Source organism: Marinobacter sp. DS40M6 (genome assembly GCF_028581595.1).
GTDB classification, from domain to species: domain Bacteria; phylum Pseudomonadota; class Gammaproteobacteria; order Pseudomonadales; family Oleiphilaceae; genus Marinobacter; species Marinobacter salarius.
On the sequence record NZ_JAFCAE010000003.1, the window covers coordinates 317,765 to 335,520 of the forward strand.

General features: G+C 57.0%; 17 protein-coding genes and 1 other RNA gene. 5 read left to right on the forward strand and 13 right to left on the reverse strand.

From position 1 onward, the window contains the following. Window positions 1–7: 7 nt before the first annotated feature. The 13 genes from JJO78_RS09125 to JJO78_RS09185 all read right to left on the reverse strand — a co-directional run bounded on the left by JJO78_RS09125 (window position 8) and on the right by JJO78_RS09185 (window position 11,212). On the reverse strand, window positions 8–568 hold the full coding sequence (locus JJO78_RS09125) for a hypothetical protein (protein ID WP_052479513.1): 561 nt from the start codon (window positions 566–568) through the stop codon (window positions 8–10). 304 nt (window positions 569–872) lie between these two features. Then, a complete protein-coding gene (locus tag JJO78_RS09130) occupies window positions 873–2,051 on the reverse strand; it encodes a vWA domain-containing protein (protein WP_007152565.1) in 1,179 nt (392 codons plus the stop codon). 22 nt (window positions 2,052–2,073) lie between these two features. Beyond that, window positions 2,074–2,916, reverse strand: coding sequence for an AAA family ATPase (locus tag JJO78_RS09135; RefSeq protein ID WP_075196100.1), 843 nt, complete (start codon window positions 2,914–2,916; stop codon window positions 2,074–2,076). 108 nt (window positions 2,917–3,024) lie between these two features. Next, complete coding sequence (locus JJO78_RS09140; protein ID WP_273623429.1) at window positions 3,025–5,007, reverse strand: VWA domain-containing protein; 1,983 nt, start codon at window positions 5,005–5,007, stop codon at window positions 3,025–3,027. 38 nt (window positions 5,008–5,045) lie between these two features. Further along, window positions 5,046–5,390 carry a hypothetical protein gene (locus JJO78_RS09145; protein WP_273623430.1) on the reverse strand — a complete coding sequence of 115 codons (345 nt, stop codon included), beginning with the start codon at window positions 5,388–5,390 and terminating at the stop codon, window positions 5,046–5,048. After that, window positions 5,390–5,836 carry a YcgN family cysteine cluster protein gene (locus JJO78_RS09150; RefSeq protein ID WP_036205444.1) on the reverse strand — a complete coding sequence of 149 codons (447 nt, stop codon included), beginning with the start codon at window positions 5,834–5,836 and terminating at the stop codon, window positions 5,390–5,392. Before JJO78_RS09150 ends, JJO78_RS09145 begins: the two co-directional genes overlap by 1 nt. Further along, window positions 5,833–6,126 carry a YcgL domain-containing protein gene (locus JJO78_RS09155; protein WP_127401415.1) on the reverse strand — a complete coding sequence of 98 codons (294 nt, stop codon included), beginning with the start codon at window positions 6,124–6,126 and terminating at the stop codon, window positions 5,833–5,835. The genes JJO78_RS09150 and JJO78_RS09155 overlap by 4 nt, the downstream gene beginning before the upstream one ends. Beyond that, window positions 6,123–7,271: a ribonuclease D gene (locus JJO78_RS09160; protein ID WP_041334784.1), complete on the reverse strand. Its 1,149-nt coding sequence runs from the start codon at window positions 7,269–7,271 to the stop codon at window positions 6,123–6,125. Before JJO78_RS09160 ends, JJO78_RS09155 begins: the two co-directional genes overlap by 4 nt. Before the next feature lie 19 nt (window positions 7,272–7,290). After that, the gene (recR, locus tag JJO78_RS09165; protein WP_036205441.1) at window positions 7,291–7,893 is read right to left on the reverse strand and encodes a recombination mediator RecR; all 603 of its coding nucleotides are present in this window, start codon (window positions 7,891–7,893) and stop codon (window positions 7,291–7,293) included. Between the two features lie 13 nt (window positions 7,894–7,906). Beyond that, window positions 7,907–8,230 carry a YbaB/EbfC family nucleoid-associated protein gene (locus JJO78_RS09170; protein ID WP_174447635.1) on the reverse strand — a complete coding sequence of 108 codons (324 nt, stop codon included), beginning with the start codon at window positions 8,228–8,230 and terminating at the stop codon, window positions 7,907–7,909. Window positions 8,231–8,289: 59 nt separating this feature from the next. Then, a complete protein-coding gene (gene dnaX / locus JJO78_RS09175) occupies window positions 8,290–10,230 on the reverse strand; it encodes a DNA polymerase III subunit gamma/tau (protein ID WP_273623652.1) in 1,941 nt (646 codons plus the stop codon). A 122-nt stretch (window positions 10,231–10,352) separates the two neighbouring features. Further along, window positions 10,353–10,449, reverse strand: an RNA gene (ffs, locus tag JJO78_RS09180) — signal recognition particle sRNA small type. Window positions 10,450–10,519: 70 nt separating this feature from the next. Further along, window positions 10,520–11,212, reverse strand: coding sequence for a 2OG-Fe(II) oxygenase (locus JJO78_RS09185; RefSeq protein ID WP_273623433.1), 693 nt, complete (start codon window positions 11,210–11,212; stop codon window positions 10,520–10,522). A 154-nt stretch (window positions 11,213–11,366) separates the two neighbouring features. On the opposite strand from JJO78_RS09185, the gene JJO78_RS09190 reads away from it, so the two are divergent. The 5 genes from JJO78_RS09190 to prsR all read left to right on the forward strand — a co-directional run bounded on the left by JJO78_RS09190 (window position 11,367) and on the right by prsR (window position 17,719). Next, entirely contained in the window at window positions 11,367–12,260 is an 894-nt protein-coding gene (locus JJO78_RS09190) for a D-hexose-6-phosphate mutarotase (RefSeq protein WP_273623435.1), read from the forward strand. Between the two features lie 7 nt (window positions 12,261–12,267). After that, window positions 12,268–13,083 carry a lysophospholipid acyltransferase family protein gene (locus JJO78_RS09195; protein ID WP_036205432.1) on the forward strand — a complete coding sequence of 272 codons (816 nt, stop codon included), beginning with the start codon at window positions 12,268–12,270 and terminating at the stop codon, window positions 13,081–13,083. Then, the gene (locus JJO78_RS09200) at window positions 13,083–14,030 is read left to right on the forward strand and encodes an SDR family oxidoreductase (protein ID WP_036205431.1); all 948 of its coding nucleotides are present in this window, start codon (window positions 13,083–13,085) and stop codon (window positions 14,028–14,030) included. The genes JJO78_RS09195 and JJO78_RS09200 overlap by 1 nt, the downstream gene beginning before the upstream one ends. Window positions 14,031–14,091: 61 nt before the next feature. Then, window positions 14,092–16,224, forward strand: coding sequence for an XrtA/PEP-CTERM system histidine kinase PrsK (prsK, locus tag JJO78_RS09205; protein WP_036205430.1), 2,133 nt, complete (start codon window positions 14,092–14,094; stop codon window positions 16,222–16,224). A gap of 121 nt (window positions 16,225–16,345) precedes the next feature. Beyond that, on the forward strand, window positions 16,346–17,719 hold the full coding sequence (prsR, locus tag JJO78_RS09210) for a PEP-CTERM-box response regulator transcription factor (protein ID WP_036205429.1): 1,374 nt from the start codon (window positions 16,346–16,348) through the stop codon (window positions 17,717–17,719). Window positions 17,720–17,756 lie beyond the last annotated feature (37 nt).

A 17,756-nucleotide genomic window follows, 5' to 3' on the forward strand; every position in this document is an offset into this window, starting at 1 on the left:
TTTCGCCCTATTTCCATTCCTGAAACGAAACCACTGGTTCGTAGTCCGGCGCCGCGGCATCCAGAGACATCTGTATGCGGGATTCACCGGGCCGCTTCCGAAATTGATGGGTCGCTTCACGGCGAACAAAGCGTTCATTCGCTGAACGTGCCGTCAGAACCGCTTTTAGTTGATGGGCGCCATGAGGCAGGTTACCGATATAGAGCCGCTGGACACCGCCCTGCTTCAGGGAGTCACGTTCCTGGTCGGTATAGAGGTGGGAAGCAACTGGCGTGTCGTTCAGGTACAGTTCCACCGAGTCCAGATCCAGCCCCTCCCGATTCCTGAGTGTCAGGAAAACTGCCACTTGCGTGTCGACTGGGTAGAGTACGTTCTCCTCCAGTTGGTACAACGTCTGGCTGAGGTCCGCCACATCGGCTTTCAGGCGGTCGATCTCCTGGTCCAGCGACTCAGCAAAGGCGCTACGCGTCAAACCGAGCTGAGATGCCACCATCATGACCAAAATGACCAGCCACGCCACCCTGACCTGGCGCCCGACCGTTACTGTTTGCTGCGCTCCGGCGACCATACGCTTCCTGCCTCTAGCAATGTTCTGTAACAAACCGGCAGAAAGAGTAACACTTGGTAACAGGCAAGAACGGTATCCAGATCACCAATTGGAAATCCGAAACCGTCGGATTTTTTGACAGGAGCAAAACGTCGAGGAATCTCCCGTTCACGGGAGATGCACGAAAATTATTCTAATTAACTGATTTATATTCACTATTTTAAACTGGCCCCGGATTTGCTCCGAGAGAAGCGCGGGACAGCCTTTTGGCCACCCCGTTTGATATGCCGAGCTTAGCCGATGCTCTCAACCGCATCGGCTTTTTTTATTTGCTCAGTTGTTTCATGGCCGATTCCAGGCCTTCAATGGTCAACGGATACATGTGGTCATTCACCAGCTGACGGGTCATACCGAGCGACCCACCCATGCCCCAGTAGCTCTCCGGCAATGGATTGATCCACACCACCTTGCGGAAGTGATCGGTAATGCGCTGAAACCACGTTGCGCCCGCTTCCTCGTTCCAGTGTTCGATGGACCCGCCGGGGTGTGACACCTCATAGGGCGCCATGGTGGCATCCCCTACAAAGATCACTTTGTAGTCCGGCGTGTACTTGTGAAGAATGTCCCAGGTGCTCGTTGTTTCGTTCATCCGGCGGATGTTGTTTTTCCACACGCTTTCATAGATGAAATTATGAAAGTAAAAGTACTCCATGTGCTTGAATTCGAGCCGAGCAGCCGAAAAGAGCTCCTCGCAGACCCGCACGTGAGGGTCCATGGAGCCACCCACGTCGAAGAAGATCAGGACTTTGACCGCATTGTGCCGCTCGGGAACCATCTTCAAGTCGAGGTACCCGGCGTTGCGGGCAGTGGAGCGGATAGTATCGTCCATGTCGAGCTGGTCCGCGGCACCCTGGCGAGCAAACTTACGCAGCCGACGCATGGCCACCTTGATATTGCGAATGCCGAGAGTGACGCTGTCGTCCAGGTCCTTGAACTCCCGTTTTTCCCAAACCTTTACGGCGCGGCCATGACGCCCCTTGTTCTGGCCAATGCGAAAACCTTCCGGGTTGTAACCGTTCGCACCAAAGGGTGAGGTACCACCAGTGCCAATCCACTTGTTGCCGCCCTGATGACGCTCCTTCTGCTCTTCCATGCGTTTCTTGAAGGTATCGATCAGCTCTTCCAGCCCGCCGAGGGAATCGATTTTGGCCTTGTCCTCTTCTGACAGCTGCTTTTCAAATTCCGCGCGCAGCCAATCATCCGGAATCAACGCCTGCATCAGGTCATCGAGGTTTTCTATGCCCTCGAAATAGGCCTGGAACGCCCGGTCAAATTTATCGAAATGGCGCTCGTCCTTGACCAGGCAGACACGAGCCAGGTAGTAAAACTCTTCCATATTCGCAAAGGCGAGCCTGTTCTGCAGAGCTTCAAGCAGGTCGAGGAGTTCGCGCAGACTGGCGGGCACCTTGGCCCGCCGGACTTCGAGAAAGAAATCAATCAACATAGGGTGCTGCTCTTGCTGTATTTCAGCTACGACGACGGGCCATGAAGGCCAGCTTCTGCAACAGGTGAACATCCTGCTCGTTCTTCACCAGTGCGCCATACAGCGGCGGCAAGGCGGAACTGGTGTCCTTCTCCTGCAACATTTTGGCAGACAGGTCATCCGCCATCAGCAGTTTGAGCCAATCGATCAGTTCTGAAGTGGACGGCTTCTTCTTCAGCCCTGGCACCTTGCGAACGTCGAAGAAAACTTCCAGCGCATCGCGAACCACCTGCTGCTGCAGACCCGGGAAGTGCACGTCCACGATGCTCTTCATGGTGTCGTGATCCGGGAAGCTGATGTAGTGGAAGAAACAACGGCGCAGGAAAGCATCCGGCAGTTCCTTTTCGTTGTTACTGGTGATCACGATGATAGGCCGATGCTTAGCACGCACAGACTGCTGTGTCTCGTAGACGAAGAATTCCATGCGATCGAGTTCAAGCAGAAGATCATTCGGGAACTCGATATCCGCCTTGTCGATTTCATCGATCAGCAGCACCACCTGTTCCTCGGATTCGAAGGCTTCCCACAGCTTGCCCTTGACGATGTAGTTGCTGATGTCCTTGACCTTCTCGTCACCGAGCTGGGAATCCCGCAGACGGGAGACCGCATCGTATTCGTACAGTCCCTGTTGAGCCTTAGTGGTGGATTTGATGTGCCAGGGAATCAGGCGCAGGCCGAGGGACGCAGCCATTTCTTCGGCCAGGAGGGTTTTACCAGTGCCGGGCTCGCCCTTGATCAGTAGCGGGCGTTGCAGCGTTATGGCTGCGTTGACGGCCATCTGCAGGTCATCAGTGGCAACATATTTCTCGGTACCGGTAAACTTCATGCTGATAGTGTCCTGTTCAATTAACGGTTAAACGTCTGTTTGAAAATAGACTCAGAGTATAGAGAACCGAAGCCGTTCTGATAAGAGCCCTGTTCGATTAACCGCCAATTACCGATCCTTTCCTCCGTCCTTGTCGTCGTTTTCAAACTCGTCGTCGGTGGGCTCACTATCCTCATCAGTGGCTGGCAAATCGTCGAACTCGGAGAGATCAAAGTCCTCCAGCCCGAATTCGTCTTCACCGTCCTCCACTTCCGCATCAGCAACGGGGATATCGTCCTCGGGCAACGCTTCGTCTTGCTGGAGTTCCGGCACTTCTTCAGGTTCCGGCAATTCTTCCGGTTCGGGTTCGGGTTCCGGCACCGGTTCTGGTTCAGGTATCTCTTCGGGTACGTCTTCAGGCGCCTGTTCAGGTTCGGGTGCGGCGGTAGCCTCTTCCTCCGGCGTTTCCTCTGCGACCAGGGGCGGCTCCTCGTTGTTGCCCTGATCCTGCGCTGATTTTCTGCGCTTGACGAACAGGAATGCCACCCCGGCGACAGCCACCACACCCAAGGTGCCGGCAGCGGCCCATACCCAGAACGGAATGCCGCTCGCCGCCTCCTCAACGGTGGCCGGCGTTTCCGGTTCCGCCTCTTCCTTATCGACAGGCTGCTCCTCAAGCGGCTTCGGTTCTGGCTCTTCAACCTGGCTGATATCGATCGGCCCGGAACTGGACACAGGCGATTCAATTTCGGGAGCGGGTGAGGCCTCTGGCAACTCATCCTCCATCACTGACGCTTCCTGCGAGGGCTCGTCAGAAACGACTGCCTCAATTGGGGCTTGTTCGCCCTCGGGCTGAATATATCGGGTAACGGTACTGAAGCGTCGGGAGAACGTTTGACCGTCCGCAACAACGCTGAGTTGGTATTCACCGGCATCAGGCAGTCGTGTGATGGTGTCCGTATAGACGCCGTCCTGCGGCGGCTCATCCGGAGACAACACCTTGTTACCGCTGCGCCCGTCCTCTGAGGTTAATGACACACTGACATCGATAACCCCCAGGAAGTCACGGTTTTCAATTTTTCGGTCTTCCTCAAAGAAGGCCACCTGAAGGGATACTGGTTCGTTCTCCGTGAATGTTGGCGGGACCGGGCTCACCACCATCCGCAGATCGCTGACGACAGTGACCCGACTGCCCTCACCCAACTCGCCGTTGATCGTCCAGTCGCCCGCCTCAGGATCGGTGACGGTAATCAGGTCGTATTCCGTTTCGCGCACCCAACGCATTCCCTCGGTGGCTGAGTCCGGCCCTGCCTTGGTGCCGCCGGGACTGACCAGTTCAAGCGTTCGGTTGGCGGCAGACTCGTCACCAGCGCGAAAAATCAGCGCGGTAAATTCCTCTACGCCACCATCCACCTGAAAGCCATTATCCTCAATGGGAATCTGCTGCTGCGGTACAGCGGTGTTCAGCGCTTCAAGAAAAGCCAGAGTCAGTGCATCAGCGGACGACGCCAGGGCATAGCGGCCCCCGGTGCGTTCCGCAAGACTCTTCAAAAGAGCAAGATCTGCCTCCTCGGACAATGCGACGGTATGAAGGGTGGCACCACGGCTACTCAAATCGTCCAGCAATGCCCCCAGAATCCGCTCACGCTCGCGATCATTGGCGCTCTCGTTATCGGAGATATCCACTTTGCCATCGGTGAGTAGAATGAAGTCCGTATTGTCGAGGCTCTCCGAGCCCAACAGGTAATCATCACTGGCAACCTGAATCGCCTCCCCCAGATTGGTCCGAAGGGCGACCGAATTGATCTCATCTGAGCGTTCGACAGCCAGCCCCCGCCAGTCATCAGTGACTTTGCCATGGGGCACCAGCATGTTGACGTACTGACCAAAGGTCCAGACTCCGGCATTGGCTTGCCCAGGCAGCATACGCGCCAACAGACGCACAGCCGGGCGGCGCAGGTTGTCCGGATCGTTGGTTTTCATGGAGCCGGAGATGTCGACAATAATTCGGACATCGGCACTGTCGGGTAACTGCAGGGTTGGCGCCTGCTGTGCAAGCGCCGTAATTGGCAGGATGAGGATGACAGCAAACAGGCGGCTTAGAAGTCGCATCAGGGCAGCTCCATGCGAGGTGATGATCAAGGAAAGTCTCAGCGTTTAACCAGCCGGTATCTGACAAGGTCAAGAACCCACACCAACACCATAATCAGGGATGCTATGCCCATGTTCACAAAGGCCCGGCCCGCGTTGGCGGCATCACCCAGAATGGTTTCGTAGCCGCCGTGCAACCAGGCCGGCATCCACCAGCCAGCTACCTCACCGGACTCGACCGGGGTCAACAGGAGGACAATCAACGCGGCCTGCAACAGCGTGCGGATGGCATAAACCGGAATTACCCGAAACAGGCGGGATATGGTGTAGAAGAACACCACGAAGGCGACGGCGTACAGGGCCCAGAATATTCCGTAAGCAAGGTTTGTTTCTGCGTCTATCATCAAAGGATCCAGTGAATTATGTGTTCTTCCCAATCGTCTTCCGGTACATCGGCTTCCGAGATCACGCGATTACGCACCGATACACCCGCTTCATGAACCGTATCGGGGTCACCCGACCGTAGCGGGTGCCAGTCTGCAAGCGCACGCCCTTCCGCCAGTGTGCGGTAGGCACAGGTATACGGCAGCCAATGGTAGTCGCTCAGCGTATCCGGTGTCAGCACCGTGCATGCAGGCACTTTCTGCAAGCGCTCGGAGTACACGCTGCACTGACAGGTGTCTTGCTCCATGTAACGGCATACCAGCTCAGTGTAGTAGACATCGCCGGTGTCTTCGTCTTCCAGCTTGGCCAGACAACATTTTCCGCAGCCGTCACACAGGGACTCCCATTCCTTGGCGGTCATCTCATGGAGACGTTTGCGTTGCCAGAACGGAATCTCTGCAATCATTCCCGACCGGGCTCCGGTTTACGGCGAAAGTCTACAACGTAGCCGCTGGATTCCTCAGGCATCTGCAGGAAGAAATCCTTGTCGGCAATAGCCTCCAGAACCTGCTTGCCAGACGTTCGGGCAAGCTTCCGTTCCGGTGTCATGATCAGGTCCATGGCGTGTATTGGCTGGCCGAATATGCCCCGCAGGCTATCCGGCAGGTCTTCCCAGGCCTGGCCCCGTCGAACGTAGATATACGTGTCCGGCTTTTTACTGCTGCGAAACACCGACACAAAGGTCTTTTCGGTCATGATTTCAGTAATTCCTCAATCTGTTCCTGCACCGGTGCCAGGAGGTCACGGCGCCAGCCCTCGTCAAACAGCCCGGCAGCCAGGTTTCGTTGTTGTACAACAGCCTCAAGGCGCTTGCGAGGCGCCAGCAGTTCCACCGGCACATCCCGTTCCTCCGCCGCCTTCACCATCAGCCGTTTGAGCTGTTTATAGAACATCTGGTCCTGGCGGCTCAGCGGAGCGGCAATAACGTCGATGCCGGAATTATCCGCGGTCGATGCCTCCGCAACCATATTAATAATCGTATCCCCGTAGCGCCTGACCACGGCCGGAGGCAAGCCCTGGATATTCGATAGCTCCCGTACTGACTGTGGCAGTCTCTGGGCGATGGCAATCAGCAGCGCATCGGCCACAACACGGTTGCGGGGCCGATCCCGGAGGCGCGACTCATGTTCCCGCCAACACACCAGGGTTTTCAGCACCCCCTGCTGTTGGCGGCTCAATGTCCAGCCGCCTCGCAGTTTCAGGTAATGGCTGTCGGGATTATCCTGGGCTGCCAGTTCCTTTGAAAATCGAGTGGATTCGTCAGCCAATGCCGCTTCAAGGCCCCGTTTCTGCAACCGAGTAATCACCCAGTGATACAAGGGAACAAGGAAGCGAACGTCGTCCAGAGCGTAGCGTTCCTGAGCCGCGGAAAGCGGGCGAGAAACCCAATCCGAGCGCGTCGCCGATTTATCCAGTGATTCACCGAAGAGAGTTTCCACCAGCCGGGCATAACCGACGGAAAAGCCGGCACCGGCCAGCGCGGCGCCGATCTGCAGGTCGAGAATGCCCTCCGGTTCCAGCTGCAACCAGTGCCGGAACAGTTCCAGATCCTCACTCATGGCGTATAGCAATTTGGGGGTGTCCGGGTCGGTGAGCGCGTTGCGAAAGCCCTCTGACGCCTCTGCGACCGACGGGTCTACCAGGCAGAACCGCTGCCCCATCCCCAACTGGACCAGACCAGGAATCGGGAAGAAGGTGTTGACCCGTTCGAACTCGGTATCCAGTGCAAGCGGTTCGCCTTGCCCTTCGGCAAGCCAGCGGTCCAGGTCGTCCGGCTCCCGAATCCAGGTAACCGTGTCGGGAGCCGCAGGAACGGAAGCGGCCGGGGTGTTGGAATCCATATAATAATCCCGGTCAGGTTTAATCAGTCAGAGGTTTTCGGCCACGGAAGGCATGGGTCAGGGTAAATCCGTCAACATAACCCAGTTCGCCCCCCACCGGGATACCATGGGCAAGACGGGTAATCAGGATATTGCGGCCATCCAGCCTGTCGGCAATGTAGTGGGCAGTCGCCTCACCTTCCACAGTTGGATTGGTCGCAAGGATCAGCTCCGTCACCCCTTCTCCGTGGATGCGTTGCAGCAGCCGCTCAATACCGATTTCCTCGGGGCCCACGCCGTCGATGGGCGACAGATGCCCCATCAACACGAAGTAGCTGCCGCGATAATCGCCCGCCTGCTCAATGGCAAGAAGGTCTGAGGGGCTTTCCACCACGCAGAGCGTACCATTCCGTCGTTCGGGGTTTTCGCAGATATTGCAGGTAGGCGTATCGGCGAAGTTCTGGCAGCTCTCACAGCGGCGCACACCGGTCATGGCACGATCCAGTGCGTCAGAAAGCCGCGAGCCTCCAGAGCGGCCGCGCTCCAGCAGGTGGAAGGCCATACGCTGGGCCGTTTTCTGACCGACGCCAGGCAGACAGCGGAGAGACTCCACCAGTTCGTCTACCAACGGACTAAAAGCCATCAGCTATCCTCGATCAGAACGGCATCTTGAAGCCCGGAGGCATACCCATACCCGACATCATGCCGGACATTTTGTCTTTCTGGTTTTCCTCAACACGGCGCACGGCGTCGTTGATAGCAGCCGCCAGCAGGTCTTCCAGAATTTCCTTGTCTTCGCTCAGCAGGGACGGATCGATATCCACTTTCCGCACGTCATGGCGACCGTTCATAGTCACCTTGACCAGGCCCGCGCCGGCTTCGCCGGTAATCTCGGCCTTGGCGGCCTCTTCCTGGGCCTTCTTCATTTCTTCCTGCATCTGCTGGGCCTTTTTCATCAGGTCGCCCATATTGTTCATCACGCTCACCTTCTACAGAATTGCCTTAGAGAGTTGCCACCACGTGGCTCCAACCGCAGACCTTAGCCGGACTTTGCCTGATTCGGCGGCCGGATACTGTTTTCGACGACCCGAGCCTCGAATCGTTCAACAATCGACTGCACTGCGGGATCATTGCGAATTGAGTCTTCCGCTGCCTTCTGGCGCGCCTGCCGCTGGCGCTCTTCCCAGGCAGCCGGCGTTTTGCCCTCAGCATCGCCCTGCTCCACACGCAGGGTTATGGTGGCGCCAAACCGATTCCTCAACGCCTCGATAATTTTTTCTTCATGGCGGGCGTTCAACAACCGCGCGTGACCTTCATCGATGGTCAGCACGATTTCATCGCCGTTGCGGGCCATAGCCGCATTACTGGCGAGGTTACCCGGCATGCCCACAATGCCCAGGCTGCGAAAATCACGTTCCCAGACAAATTCGCCAGTATCCGCGGGTTCTTCGATCGGTTCGGCCGGCTCAGTCGATTCGGTCGACGCTGCTGATTCTACCTGGGGCACATCGGCCTGAGGCGCTTCGACGTATTCCGGCTCAGGCGCTACGGGCTCGGGCTCATAATCCTCAGTGCTGGCCGCTTCGGCCGCTGCAGATTCAGCCGCTTCATCCAGGCTCGCCAGCCAGGCAGCGTCAGGCTCCTCTGGCGCGGGAGCGGGTTGGGATTCCAGTACGGGCTCCTGGGCTTCCGGTTGAGGCTCCGGCTGGGGCGTCGGTTCGGTTCGTTGTTCTGGCTCTGCCCGCTGTTCTGAATCTGGCTGTTGAGGCGCTTGTTCAGGCTCAACAGTCGCTGTTATTGTCTCCGACGCTGCCGGGCCAGGCTCAGGGTCTTCCCGGGACTCCTGCCCTGATGATGACGTCCCGGAGGCCACCACCGGTGGTTCACGGCGGTCAGTGCCAGGCCGGAAGGCCAGCATTCGCAGCAACGTCATCTCAAACCCCATGCGGGCATCGGGAGTGACCGCCAGGTCCTTACGTCCCATCAGCGCGGCCTGATAGAAGAGTTGCGCGTCTTCCGCGCTCAGCCGGCGCGCCAGGGATTCCACCTGCGCGGCATCCCCAAGGGCATTATCGACACTGCCCGGCACCACCTGTTCCATCGTCACCCGATGGAACAGCGACAACAGGTCCGCCAGGATCACGCTGTAATCCGGCGCAAAATCGGAAATACGATTGATCTCGGACAGCAGCGCGGGCCCGTCGTCTTCCACCAGCGCATTCACCAGGTTCTCGATATCGCTTTGATCAATCGTGCCCAGCATGTTGCTGACATCACTGCCGCTGAGCGTCTGATTGCCGAAGGCAATGGCCTGGTCTGTCAGGCTCAGGGCGTCCCGCATACTGCCATCCGCGGCACGTGCCAATAGCCACAGGGCCGGTTCCTCGAAAGGAATGCCTTCCTGGGTCAGCACGTGGCGCAGGTGCCCGGCAATGTGTTCGGGCGTCATCCGCTTGAGGTTGAACTGCAGGCAACGGGACAACACGGTCACTGGCAGCTTCTGGGGATCCGTGGTCGCCAGCAGGAATTTGACGTGTTCCGGGGGTTCTTCAAGGGTCTTGAGGAAAGCGTTAAAGGACTGGTTGGTCAACATATGTACCTCGTCAATGAGGTACACCTTGAAGCGGCCACGGGTTGGCGAGTACTGGACGTTATCGGTGAGTTCCCGCATATCATCCACGCCAGTACGGGAGGCTGCGTCGATTTCGATCAAATCAACAAACCGCCCTTCCTGGATTTCCTGGCAACTGGAGCAGGTTCCACACGGCGTGGCGGTAACGCCGGTTTCGCAGTTCAGGCATCGGGCCAGCAATCGGCCAATGGTTGTTTTGCCTACGCCCCGGGTACCGGTAAACAGATAGGCGTGGTGCAGCCGCTGGTTGTCCAGGGCGTGGATCAGTGCCTGGAGCACATGCTCCTGGCCGACCATATCTTCGAATGTCCGGGGGCGCCACTTACGGGCAAGTACCTGGTAGCTCATGTTCTGCCAACTGCCGTTAAAAATGGGTTTAACCATAGCACGGTCAGGATGTTAGAAGAAGCCAACAAGAAGCAATCAGAGAGGGATAATCGGGGGCGTTAAAAGGAAAAATCTGGGGGTGACTCCATCAGCGACACTCCGGCACACAAGTCCACCGCTTCGGCTGCTCCCTTCCGGGCCTGACCGGGTTCACGGTTTATCGTTGCGGAGGCACCAATGGAGCCACCATAACGGGCTTTGGGGCGAAATCCCTCAAAGCGGCGCGCATATTAGCAAAAGGGTTCCGGCACTACAATGGCAGCGGCACTTCATCGCATCGGAACCAGCAGGCGACGCTGTAACGGGTACGGTGGGCCGGCAACACCTCATGGGGAATTTCTTCGCTCATAAACAGCGCCATCCGCCCTGCCAGTGGCAATACGACGCCACATACCTCGTTCTCGTTTTCACGATTGAAAATCTGCAACGCGCCGCCGTCGGCTTCCTGCCAACCCTCGTTGAGGTACAACACCAGGCTGACAACCCGCGACGCCCTGCCCTGGAAGCTATCCACATGGCGACGGTAGAAGTCACCGTTGTGATAGGTGGCGTAGTGCGCCTCAAACCGTTTCAGCCCCAGGAACAGCCGCTCATTCAAACCCAGCCTGACCGACTCGAAGAACTCGAACAACGCCGCCTGAACCGGCGTCACCCCCTGCAGCCACGCAATCTTGTCTCGCCTTACGGATCTGTCCTGAAGCAAGTCCTGGCCACGCCCCACACCCGCCTTACGCAGTGCCTCGGTCCGGTCCAGTATCCGAACTTCACTGCGAAGACCCTTTAAAAGGGACGGAGTTAACAGCACCGACACATCCTGGCTCATCCAGCCATGTTCCGTGAGACCATCCGCCAAGTCATCAAGCCACTGATCGCCTCCCGGCGTCGAAAGATCGACTCCAGCCTGGCGAGGCTCGGGAACTGAGGCAGTAATCTGGTCAATCATTCATCAAACTCCGACGGGGACGGCCGATTTTATGATGGTTTCTCGCCGTAAGCACAGTTTTAATTTACCCTGAGTATAAGGACATGCCGTAACTCTTGCGGCACCTCAGACCGACAATCCATTGACCACCCAGAAAGCTGTAACGAGGCACTACGTGACACTAAAACCCGGGCACTGGTCGTTCACCCGATGGACAACCATCGGGCAACTGGAAGCCATGGAGGTACACCACCCCTTGTTCCACGCCCGCCTTTTCCTGCAGGGCGCTCACCTTACTCACTTTGCCGCCCGTGACGAACCAGACTGGCTGTGGATAAGCGACACCGCGCGCTTTGAACCCGGCGTGGCCATCCGTGGTGGCATCCCGATATGCTGGCCCTGGTTTGGGGCGCCCGAGAAAAATCCTCCGGAAGTTCGCCGCAGGCTGCTGACCACCAGCTCCCACGGTTTCGCCCGCACAGCAGTGTGGAAGCTGGAGGATGTCAGGGAAACCGCGCACGACGTGGAAATCAGCCTGTCACTGGATGCAAACAGTGACTTTTCTGATGCCTGGGACGGCCGCGCCCGGTTACTGATGACCTTCCACTTCTCGGCTGACGGCTGCCAACTGGCGTTGACCACCACCAATCCGGGTTCGGAACCGCTGGCGTTTACCCAGGCACTTCACACCTATCTTCCGACCCCGGACATTTCCAAAACGCTGGTCAGAGGCCTCGAAAACTGCGGATACGTGGACTCCCTGAAAGACTGGAGCTACCACACACAGCAAGGGCCAGTGAGCTTCGAGGGTGAAACCGACCGCATCTATGAAAGCGGCAATTCGCTGATCATTGAAACCCCATCAGGGAACCGGCGCATCACCGCCATCGGCAGCGACTCCACGGTTGTCTGGAATCCGGGGCCGGAGAAAGCGGCACGATTGTCGGATTTCCCCGACGTTGCCTGGGAGTCCATGCTGTGCGTTGAAAGCGCCAATGCTCTCGGCGATTACCGCGTGCTGAATACGGGCCAGAGTCATACCCTTGGCGTTATGATAGGAAGAGAGTAGAAACCACATGGGTCTAGCATCGATTCTGAAGTCACGGTTGATCCCGGCAGAGCTGGAGAATCACATCAATCGCATCCGCAAGCCGATTGGTTCTCTGGGGTACGATCCCTGGGGCTATAACAACGAAGTGATGAAGTACGGCTTCTCCCTGACCCGCCAGATCTACGAAAAGTATTTTCGAGTGGAAGCCACCGGCGTTGACAAAATTCCCTCGGAGGGGCCGGTGCTGATCGTCCCGAATCACAGTGGGCAGTTGCCGGTAGATGGACTTTTGATCGCCTATGCCCTTGCCTCTCGCGAGAAAAACCCGCGCATTCCCCGGGCAATGATCGAACGTTTTTTCCCGACCGTCCCCTACCTCGGCAATTTGCTGAACGAGTTTGGCGCGGTTTTGGGCGATCCCACCAATTGCGCCAAGATGCTGGCCAACGGCGAGGCCGTCATCGTATTCCCCGAAGGCATTCGCGGGTCTGGCAAGCTGTATCAGGATCGCTACCAGCTCAAGCGGTTCGGTAACGGCTTCATGCACCTGGCCATGAAGTACAAGGCACCCATTGTGCCAGTGGGCGTGGTCGGGTGTGAGGAAACCATTCCCGCCATCGCCAACATCAAACCACTGGCTCGGTGGCTCGGCATTCCCTACGCTCCGGTGGCCATGCCATTTGTCTTGCCGGCCAAAGTCCACCTGAACTTTGGCGATCCAATGGTGTTTGACGACCTGGAAATTCCCGAAGAACAGGTGACAGAGCGGGTGGAACAGGTGAAGGCAGCGATCAGTGAATTGATCGATACCGGACTGAGCGAAAGGAAAAGGCTGTTCTGATGGTTGAAAAAAGCAGACCCCAGATTCTTGTAACAGGTGCAGCTGGCGCCCTGGCTCAACAGGTAATCAGCCGCCTGCGGGATACCTGCAACCTCGTTGCCGTGGATTTTCGAGAACAGGTCTATCTGGGCGACGATATCCCCAGCTACTGCATCGACTTCAACAAACGCTCCTTCGAAGACCTTTTCCGGCGTTACCGGTTTGATGGCGTCATTCATCTCGGCCGCATCATGTCGAGCCAGCTCACCCGAATGCGCCGGTACAACGCCAACGTTCTCGGTACCCAGAAACTGCTGGACTTGAGCCACAAGTACAACATCAAAAGGGTGGTGGTCCTGTCGACCTTCCACGTCTATGGCGCGGTGGCCTACAACCCGGCGCTGATAGACGAGGAAGCTCCGCTGAAAAGTGCGGGGCTGAGCGCGGACCTGATTGATTCCGTGGAACTGGAGAACCTGGCCAACATCTACCTGTGGCGCTACCCGGACCTGAATATCACCATTCTGCGGCCCTGCAACATTGTCGGCCCAGGCGTGCGCAACTCCATCAGCACCTTGCTGGGCATGGAACGGGCACCTGTTCTGGCCGGTTTTTCACCGATGATGCAGTTTATCCATATCGATGACATGGCGGATGCCATCGTGCTGGCTTACAACAAACCCCAGCGGGGAATTTTCAATGTCGCGCCGCAGGACTGGGTGGCCTACCAGCATGCGTTGAAGCTCTGCGGCTGCGGCCGCATACCAGTACCATCCATTCCCCCCATACTGCCCAGGATGATACTGCGCACACTCAACCTGCGAAGTTTTCCTTCGTACCTGATGCACTTTTTCAAGTATCCTGTAGTCATCGACGGCAGGGCGTTCGCCAGGGAATTCGGTTTCACTCCCAGGCGCCCGCTAAAAGAGATATTCCGGTTCTACCGGGAGAACAAGAAGCCGGTGTGAACGGCACAGGATCGAAATCGGTGCCGTTATGGAAAGTGGCGCATAGCGCAGGAAGCGAAACATGTTGAATAATTTCAGCCTGATCAGTCATTCCACGGCAGCCATTGCCTTTGGGTTGCTATCGCTGCTGATTGCCACACGATACCTGCGCCGGGACATTGATCGTTCTTTGCTCCTCGCCGCCGTGGTCACCACGCTGTGGGCCGGCTCACTTGTTACCCAAAGCCTTTGGGGCGAACCAAGCTTTTTTATTCGCTACCTGCTGGAACTTCTGCGTGATGCCGCGTGGATTACCGTCCTCTTCGCCCTACTTCGCGATTCATTCCGGTCTGCCAATCTTGTCGGTCGCCTACGAAAAGTGCTGGCGGCAGCCACCCTGATCCTGGTTGCTCTCCTACTCGGCAGCGGTGTCCTGGAATATTTCTTCGGGCTCAGCATTCTGGACGGTAAAACCAAAGTGGTTGGCCAGATAGCCCTATCCTTACTCGGCTTATCGCTGATTGAGCAGATCTGGCGAAACTCCGTGTCATTTGGTCGGTCCAGCATGAAGTATGTCTGTATTGCCGTTGGCAGCCTGTTTGCCTTTGATTTCTTCATGTATGCCGACACCCTGCTCTTTGGCCAGGTCTCGGAGTCGTTCTGGAACGCCCGTGGCCTGGTCAACGCTGCACTGGTGCCCTTGTTTGCTGTCAACGTGATTAACACCCGCAAACAGCCAGTGGATTTCCAGCTCTCCCGTTCAGCCGTCTTCCACGCCGGAGCCCTGATACTCGCCGGTGGTTACCTGTTGTTCCTGTCACTGGGTGGCTACTACGTCAAAACCCTGGGAGGCGAATGGGGCGACGCCCTGCAGGTACTCTTCTTCAGCATCGCACTGGTATTCCTCGTCACCCTGCTGGTCTCGCGCCGTGTGCGTTCCCGGCTAATGGTGTTTATCAGCCAGAACTTTTTCGATTACAAATACGACTACCGCGACGAATGGCTGAAAATGACCCGGGAAATGGCCGACCTCAGCGACAGCCCGCCACTTCCGGAACGGGTCATCCGCATTCTTTCGAGCCTGGTTGAAAGCAACGCCGGCGCACTCTGGATACGAGAGGAAAGAGGCGACTTCATCCTCAAGAACGCAGTCAACATGGTCACGCCCAAGTACACGACCATCGACGCCAACTCCGAACTTGTCCGCTTCTTTGGGGAACGGGAGTGGATTATCGACCTTCATGAATATCGTGGCGATCCGGTCAGCTACAACCTGCTGGAGATCCCCGACCCGATATCACATACACCGGATGGTTGGCTGGTCATTCCCCTATACCTCAGCAACGACTTATACGGTATTGCCATGGTCGGCAACCCTTACGCGCGCGTTGAACTCAACTGGGAGAACTTTGACCTGATCAAGGTTGTCGCCCGGCAGACCTGTAACCTGCTTGCACAAACTGACGCCCAAAACCGGCTTTCCAGGGCCATGCAGTTTGAGGCGGTAAGCAAGGCGTCTGCCTTCATGGTGCATGACCTGAAAACGCTGATTGCTCAACTATCGTTGCTGGTGAAAAACGCCCCCAGGCACCGGAACAACCCGGCCTTTATCGACGATATGATTCACACCACTGACCATGCCGTGCGCAAGATGTCGAACCTGGTGGATCACATCCGCAAGCCAGCGGACGAAACCCTGGTGACCGAAGTGATCGACCTGACTGAGGTTGTTAGCCAGTTGGCGGAGCACTACTCCCGCCGCCAACCTGCACCGAGGGTTGCCGATAATCCCGGAAACATTTTCATCAATGCCGATCGGGAGCAACTCTACAGTATTCTCGGCCACCTGATTCAGAATGCGCAGGATGCCACCCCACCCGATGGCGAAATCACTCTCACCCTGAAAACCGCCAAGGGCAACGTTGTGCTGTTCATCCAGGACACCGGTTCCGGCATGACCGAGGACTTTATCCAGACCCAGTTATTCAAACCGTTCGAAAGTACCAAGGGGCTGACGGGCATGGGCATTGGTGCCTATCAGGCCAGGGAGTATGTGCGCAATGTTGGGGGTAATATAGATGTAACCAGCGAACCGGACCTGGGCTCCTGTTTCTCAATCCGGTTCCCGCTTGCCCGGTTCAAACCGGAACAGGCCCCGGAAGAACCCGAGCGACTGATTACCGGCGACCCACTGCCGCAGCAGAATGCCAAATAATTGGCGAAACCGAAATACAACGAACACTATCATTGCAAAGTGTCAATCTTCGGTTAAGAATCAGGGTTTAGAGGATTGATCGCAAGACCGTCACCATTACAAAAAGGGATTTGTAACCGTTGTGAGTAGACGACTGCTAATCGTAGAAGATGATCCGGGTTTACAAAGCCAGATGCGCTGGTGTTTCAGCGAAGATCTGGAAGTAAGCGTTGCGGCTGACCGGGAGTCAGCCCTGACCGCACTGCGTCGAAGCGAACCCGATGTCATTACTCTGGATCTGGGTCTGCCTCCGGATCCAGGTGGTGCAAAAGAAGGCTTTCTACTGCTTGAAGAAATTCTTCGGTTGTCGCCCATGACCAAGATCATTGTGGTCACCGGACGGGAAGACAAGGAGAACGCCGTCAAGGCCATCGGCATGGGGGCCAGTGACTTCTACCAGAAGCCGCTGGACGCGGACATTCTGACCTTCGTGGTGAACCGTGCCTTGCGATTGGCCGAACTGGAACGTGACAATCGGGAGCTGGCCCGTCAGCGTAATGGCACCAACATCAAAGGTATCGTCGCGGCCAGCCCACAGATGCTTGGCATCTGTCGCACCCTCGAAAAAGTGGCCCCCACCGACGTCACTACCCTGATTACCGGTGAAACCGGCACGGGCAAGGAGCTGCTGGCAAGGGCGCTTCATGACTTGAGCCACCGCTTCGATAAACCTTTTGCGGCCATTAACTGTGCCGCTATTCCTGAGAACCTCCTTGAAAGCGAACTCTTTGGCTTTGAGAAGGGCTCGTTCACCGGCGCCACCCAGAGCAAGAAAGGCAAAATCGAAAGCGCCAATGGCGGCACCCTATTCCTGGACGAGATTGGCGACATGCCCATGCCCCTCCAGGCAAAGCTGCTCCGTTTTCTCCAGGAGCGCGTGGTCGATCGGGTGGGCTCGGTCAACCCGGTTCCTGTCGATGTCCGCGTGGTGTGCGCAACTCACCGGGACGTACAGCAGTTGATCGATCAGGAGACTTTCCGCGAGGACCTTTATTACCGGATCAGTGAAATTACTCTCGACGTTCCCGCACTTCGCGAGCGCGAAGGCGACGCCCTCGTTGTTGCGCAGTCGCTGTTGCAGTCATTGGGCAAACAAATGGATCGGCCCAACCTGGCCTTTACCGAAGACGCCATCAAGGCCATCAAGACACACCCATGGCCCGGCAACGTGCGTGAAATGATCAACAAGGTGAAACGGGCCACAATCATGGCCGACGGCAAACGTGTTACCGCCGCCGACCTTGAGCTAAACTGCGACCTTGAAGGCCCCGAAAGCCAACTGAATCTCAGGCAGGTCAGGGAAAATGCGGAACGTGCCGCCATTGTGCAGGCACTGCAGTCCTGTAGCTTCAATATGGCGCAGGCCTCACGCCTGCTCGGCGTAACCCGACCAACGCTGTATAACCTGACTGATAAATATCGGATTGAAACATCCCCCGAATCGTCAGGCGCCTGAATAGCAGGCAAGGAATCCAGAACAAGACCCGATAAGG

Coding starts and splice junctions, on each gene's coding strand:
- JJO78_RS09125 (WP_052479513.1), bottom strand. CDS start 568: ATGGTCGCCGGAGCGCAGCAAACAGTAACGGTCGGGCGCCAGGTCAGG.
- JJO78_RS09130 (WP_007152565.1), bottom strand. CDS start 2,051: ATGTTGATTGATTTCTTTCTCGAAGTCCGGCGGGCCAAGGTGCCCGCC.
- JJO78_RS09135 (WP_075196100.1), bottom strand. CDS start 2,916: ATGAAGTTTACCGGTACCGAGAAATATGTTGCCACTGATGACCTGCAG.
- JJO78_RS09140 (WP_273623429.1), bottom strand. CDS start 5,007: ATGCGACTTCTAAGCCGCCTGTTTGCTGTCATCCTCATCCTGCCAATT.
- JJO78_RS09145 (WP_273623430.1), bottom strand. CDS start 5,390: ATGATAGACGCAGAAACAAACCTTGCTTACGGAATATTCTGGGCCCTG.
- JJO78_RS09150 (WP_036205444.1), bottom strand. CDS start 5,836: ATGATTGCAGAGATTCCGTTCTGGCAACGCAAACGTCTCCATGAGATG.
- JJO78_RS09155 (WP_127401415.1), bottom strand. CDS start 6,126: ATGACCGAAAAGACCTTTGTGTCGGTGTTTCGCAGCAGTAAAAAGCCG.
- JJO78_RS09160 (WP_041334784.1), bottom strand. CDS start 7,271: ATGGATTCCAACACCCCGGCCGCTTCCGTTCCTGCGGCTCCCGACACG.
- recR (WP_036205441.1), bottom strand. CDS start 7,893: ATGGCTTTTAGTCCGTTGGTAGACGAACTGGTGGAGTCTCTCCGCTGT.
- dnaX (WP_273623652.1), bottom strand. CDS start 10,230: ATGAGCTACCAGGTACTTGCCCGTAAGTGGCGCCCCCGGACATTCGAA.
- JJO78_RS09185 (WP_273623433.1), bottom strand. CDS start 11,212: ATGATTGACCAGATTACTGCCTCAGTTCCCGAGCCTCGCCAGGCTGGA.
- JJO78_RS09195 (WP_036205432.1), top strand. CDS start 12,268: ATGGGTCTAGCATCGATTCTGAAGTCACGGTTGATCCCGGCAGAGCTG.
- JJO78_RS09200 (WP_036205431.1), top strand. CDS start 13,083: ATGGTTGAAAAAAGCAGACCCCAGATTCTTGTAACAGGTGCAGCTGGC.
- prsK (WP_036205430.1), top strand. CDS start 14,092: ATGTTGAATAATTTCAGCCTGATCAGTCATTCCACGGCAGCCATTGCC.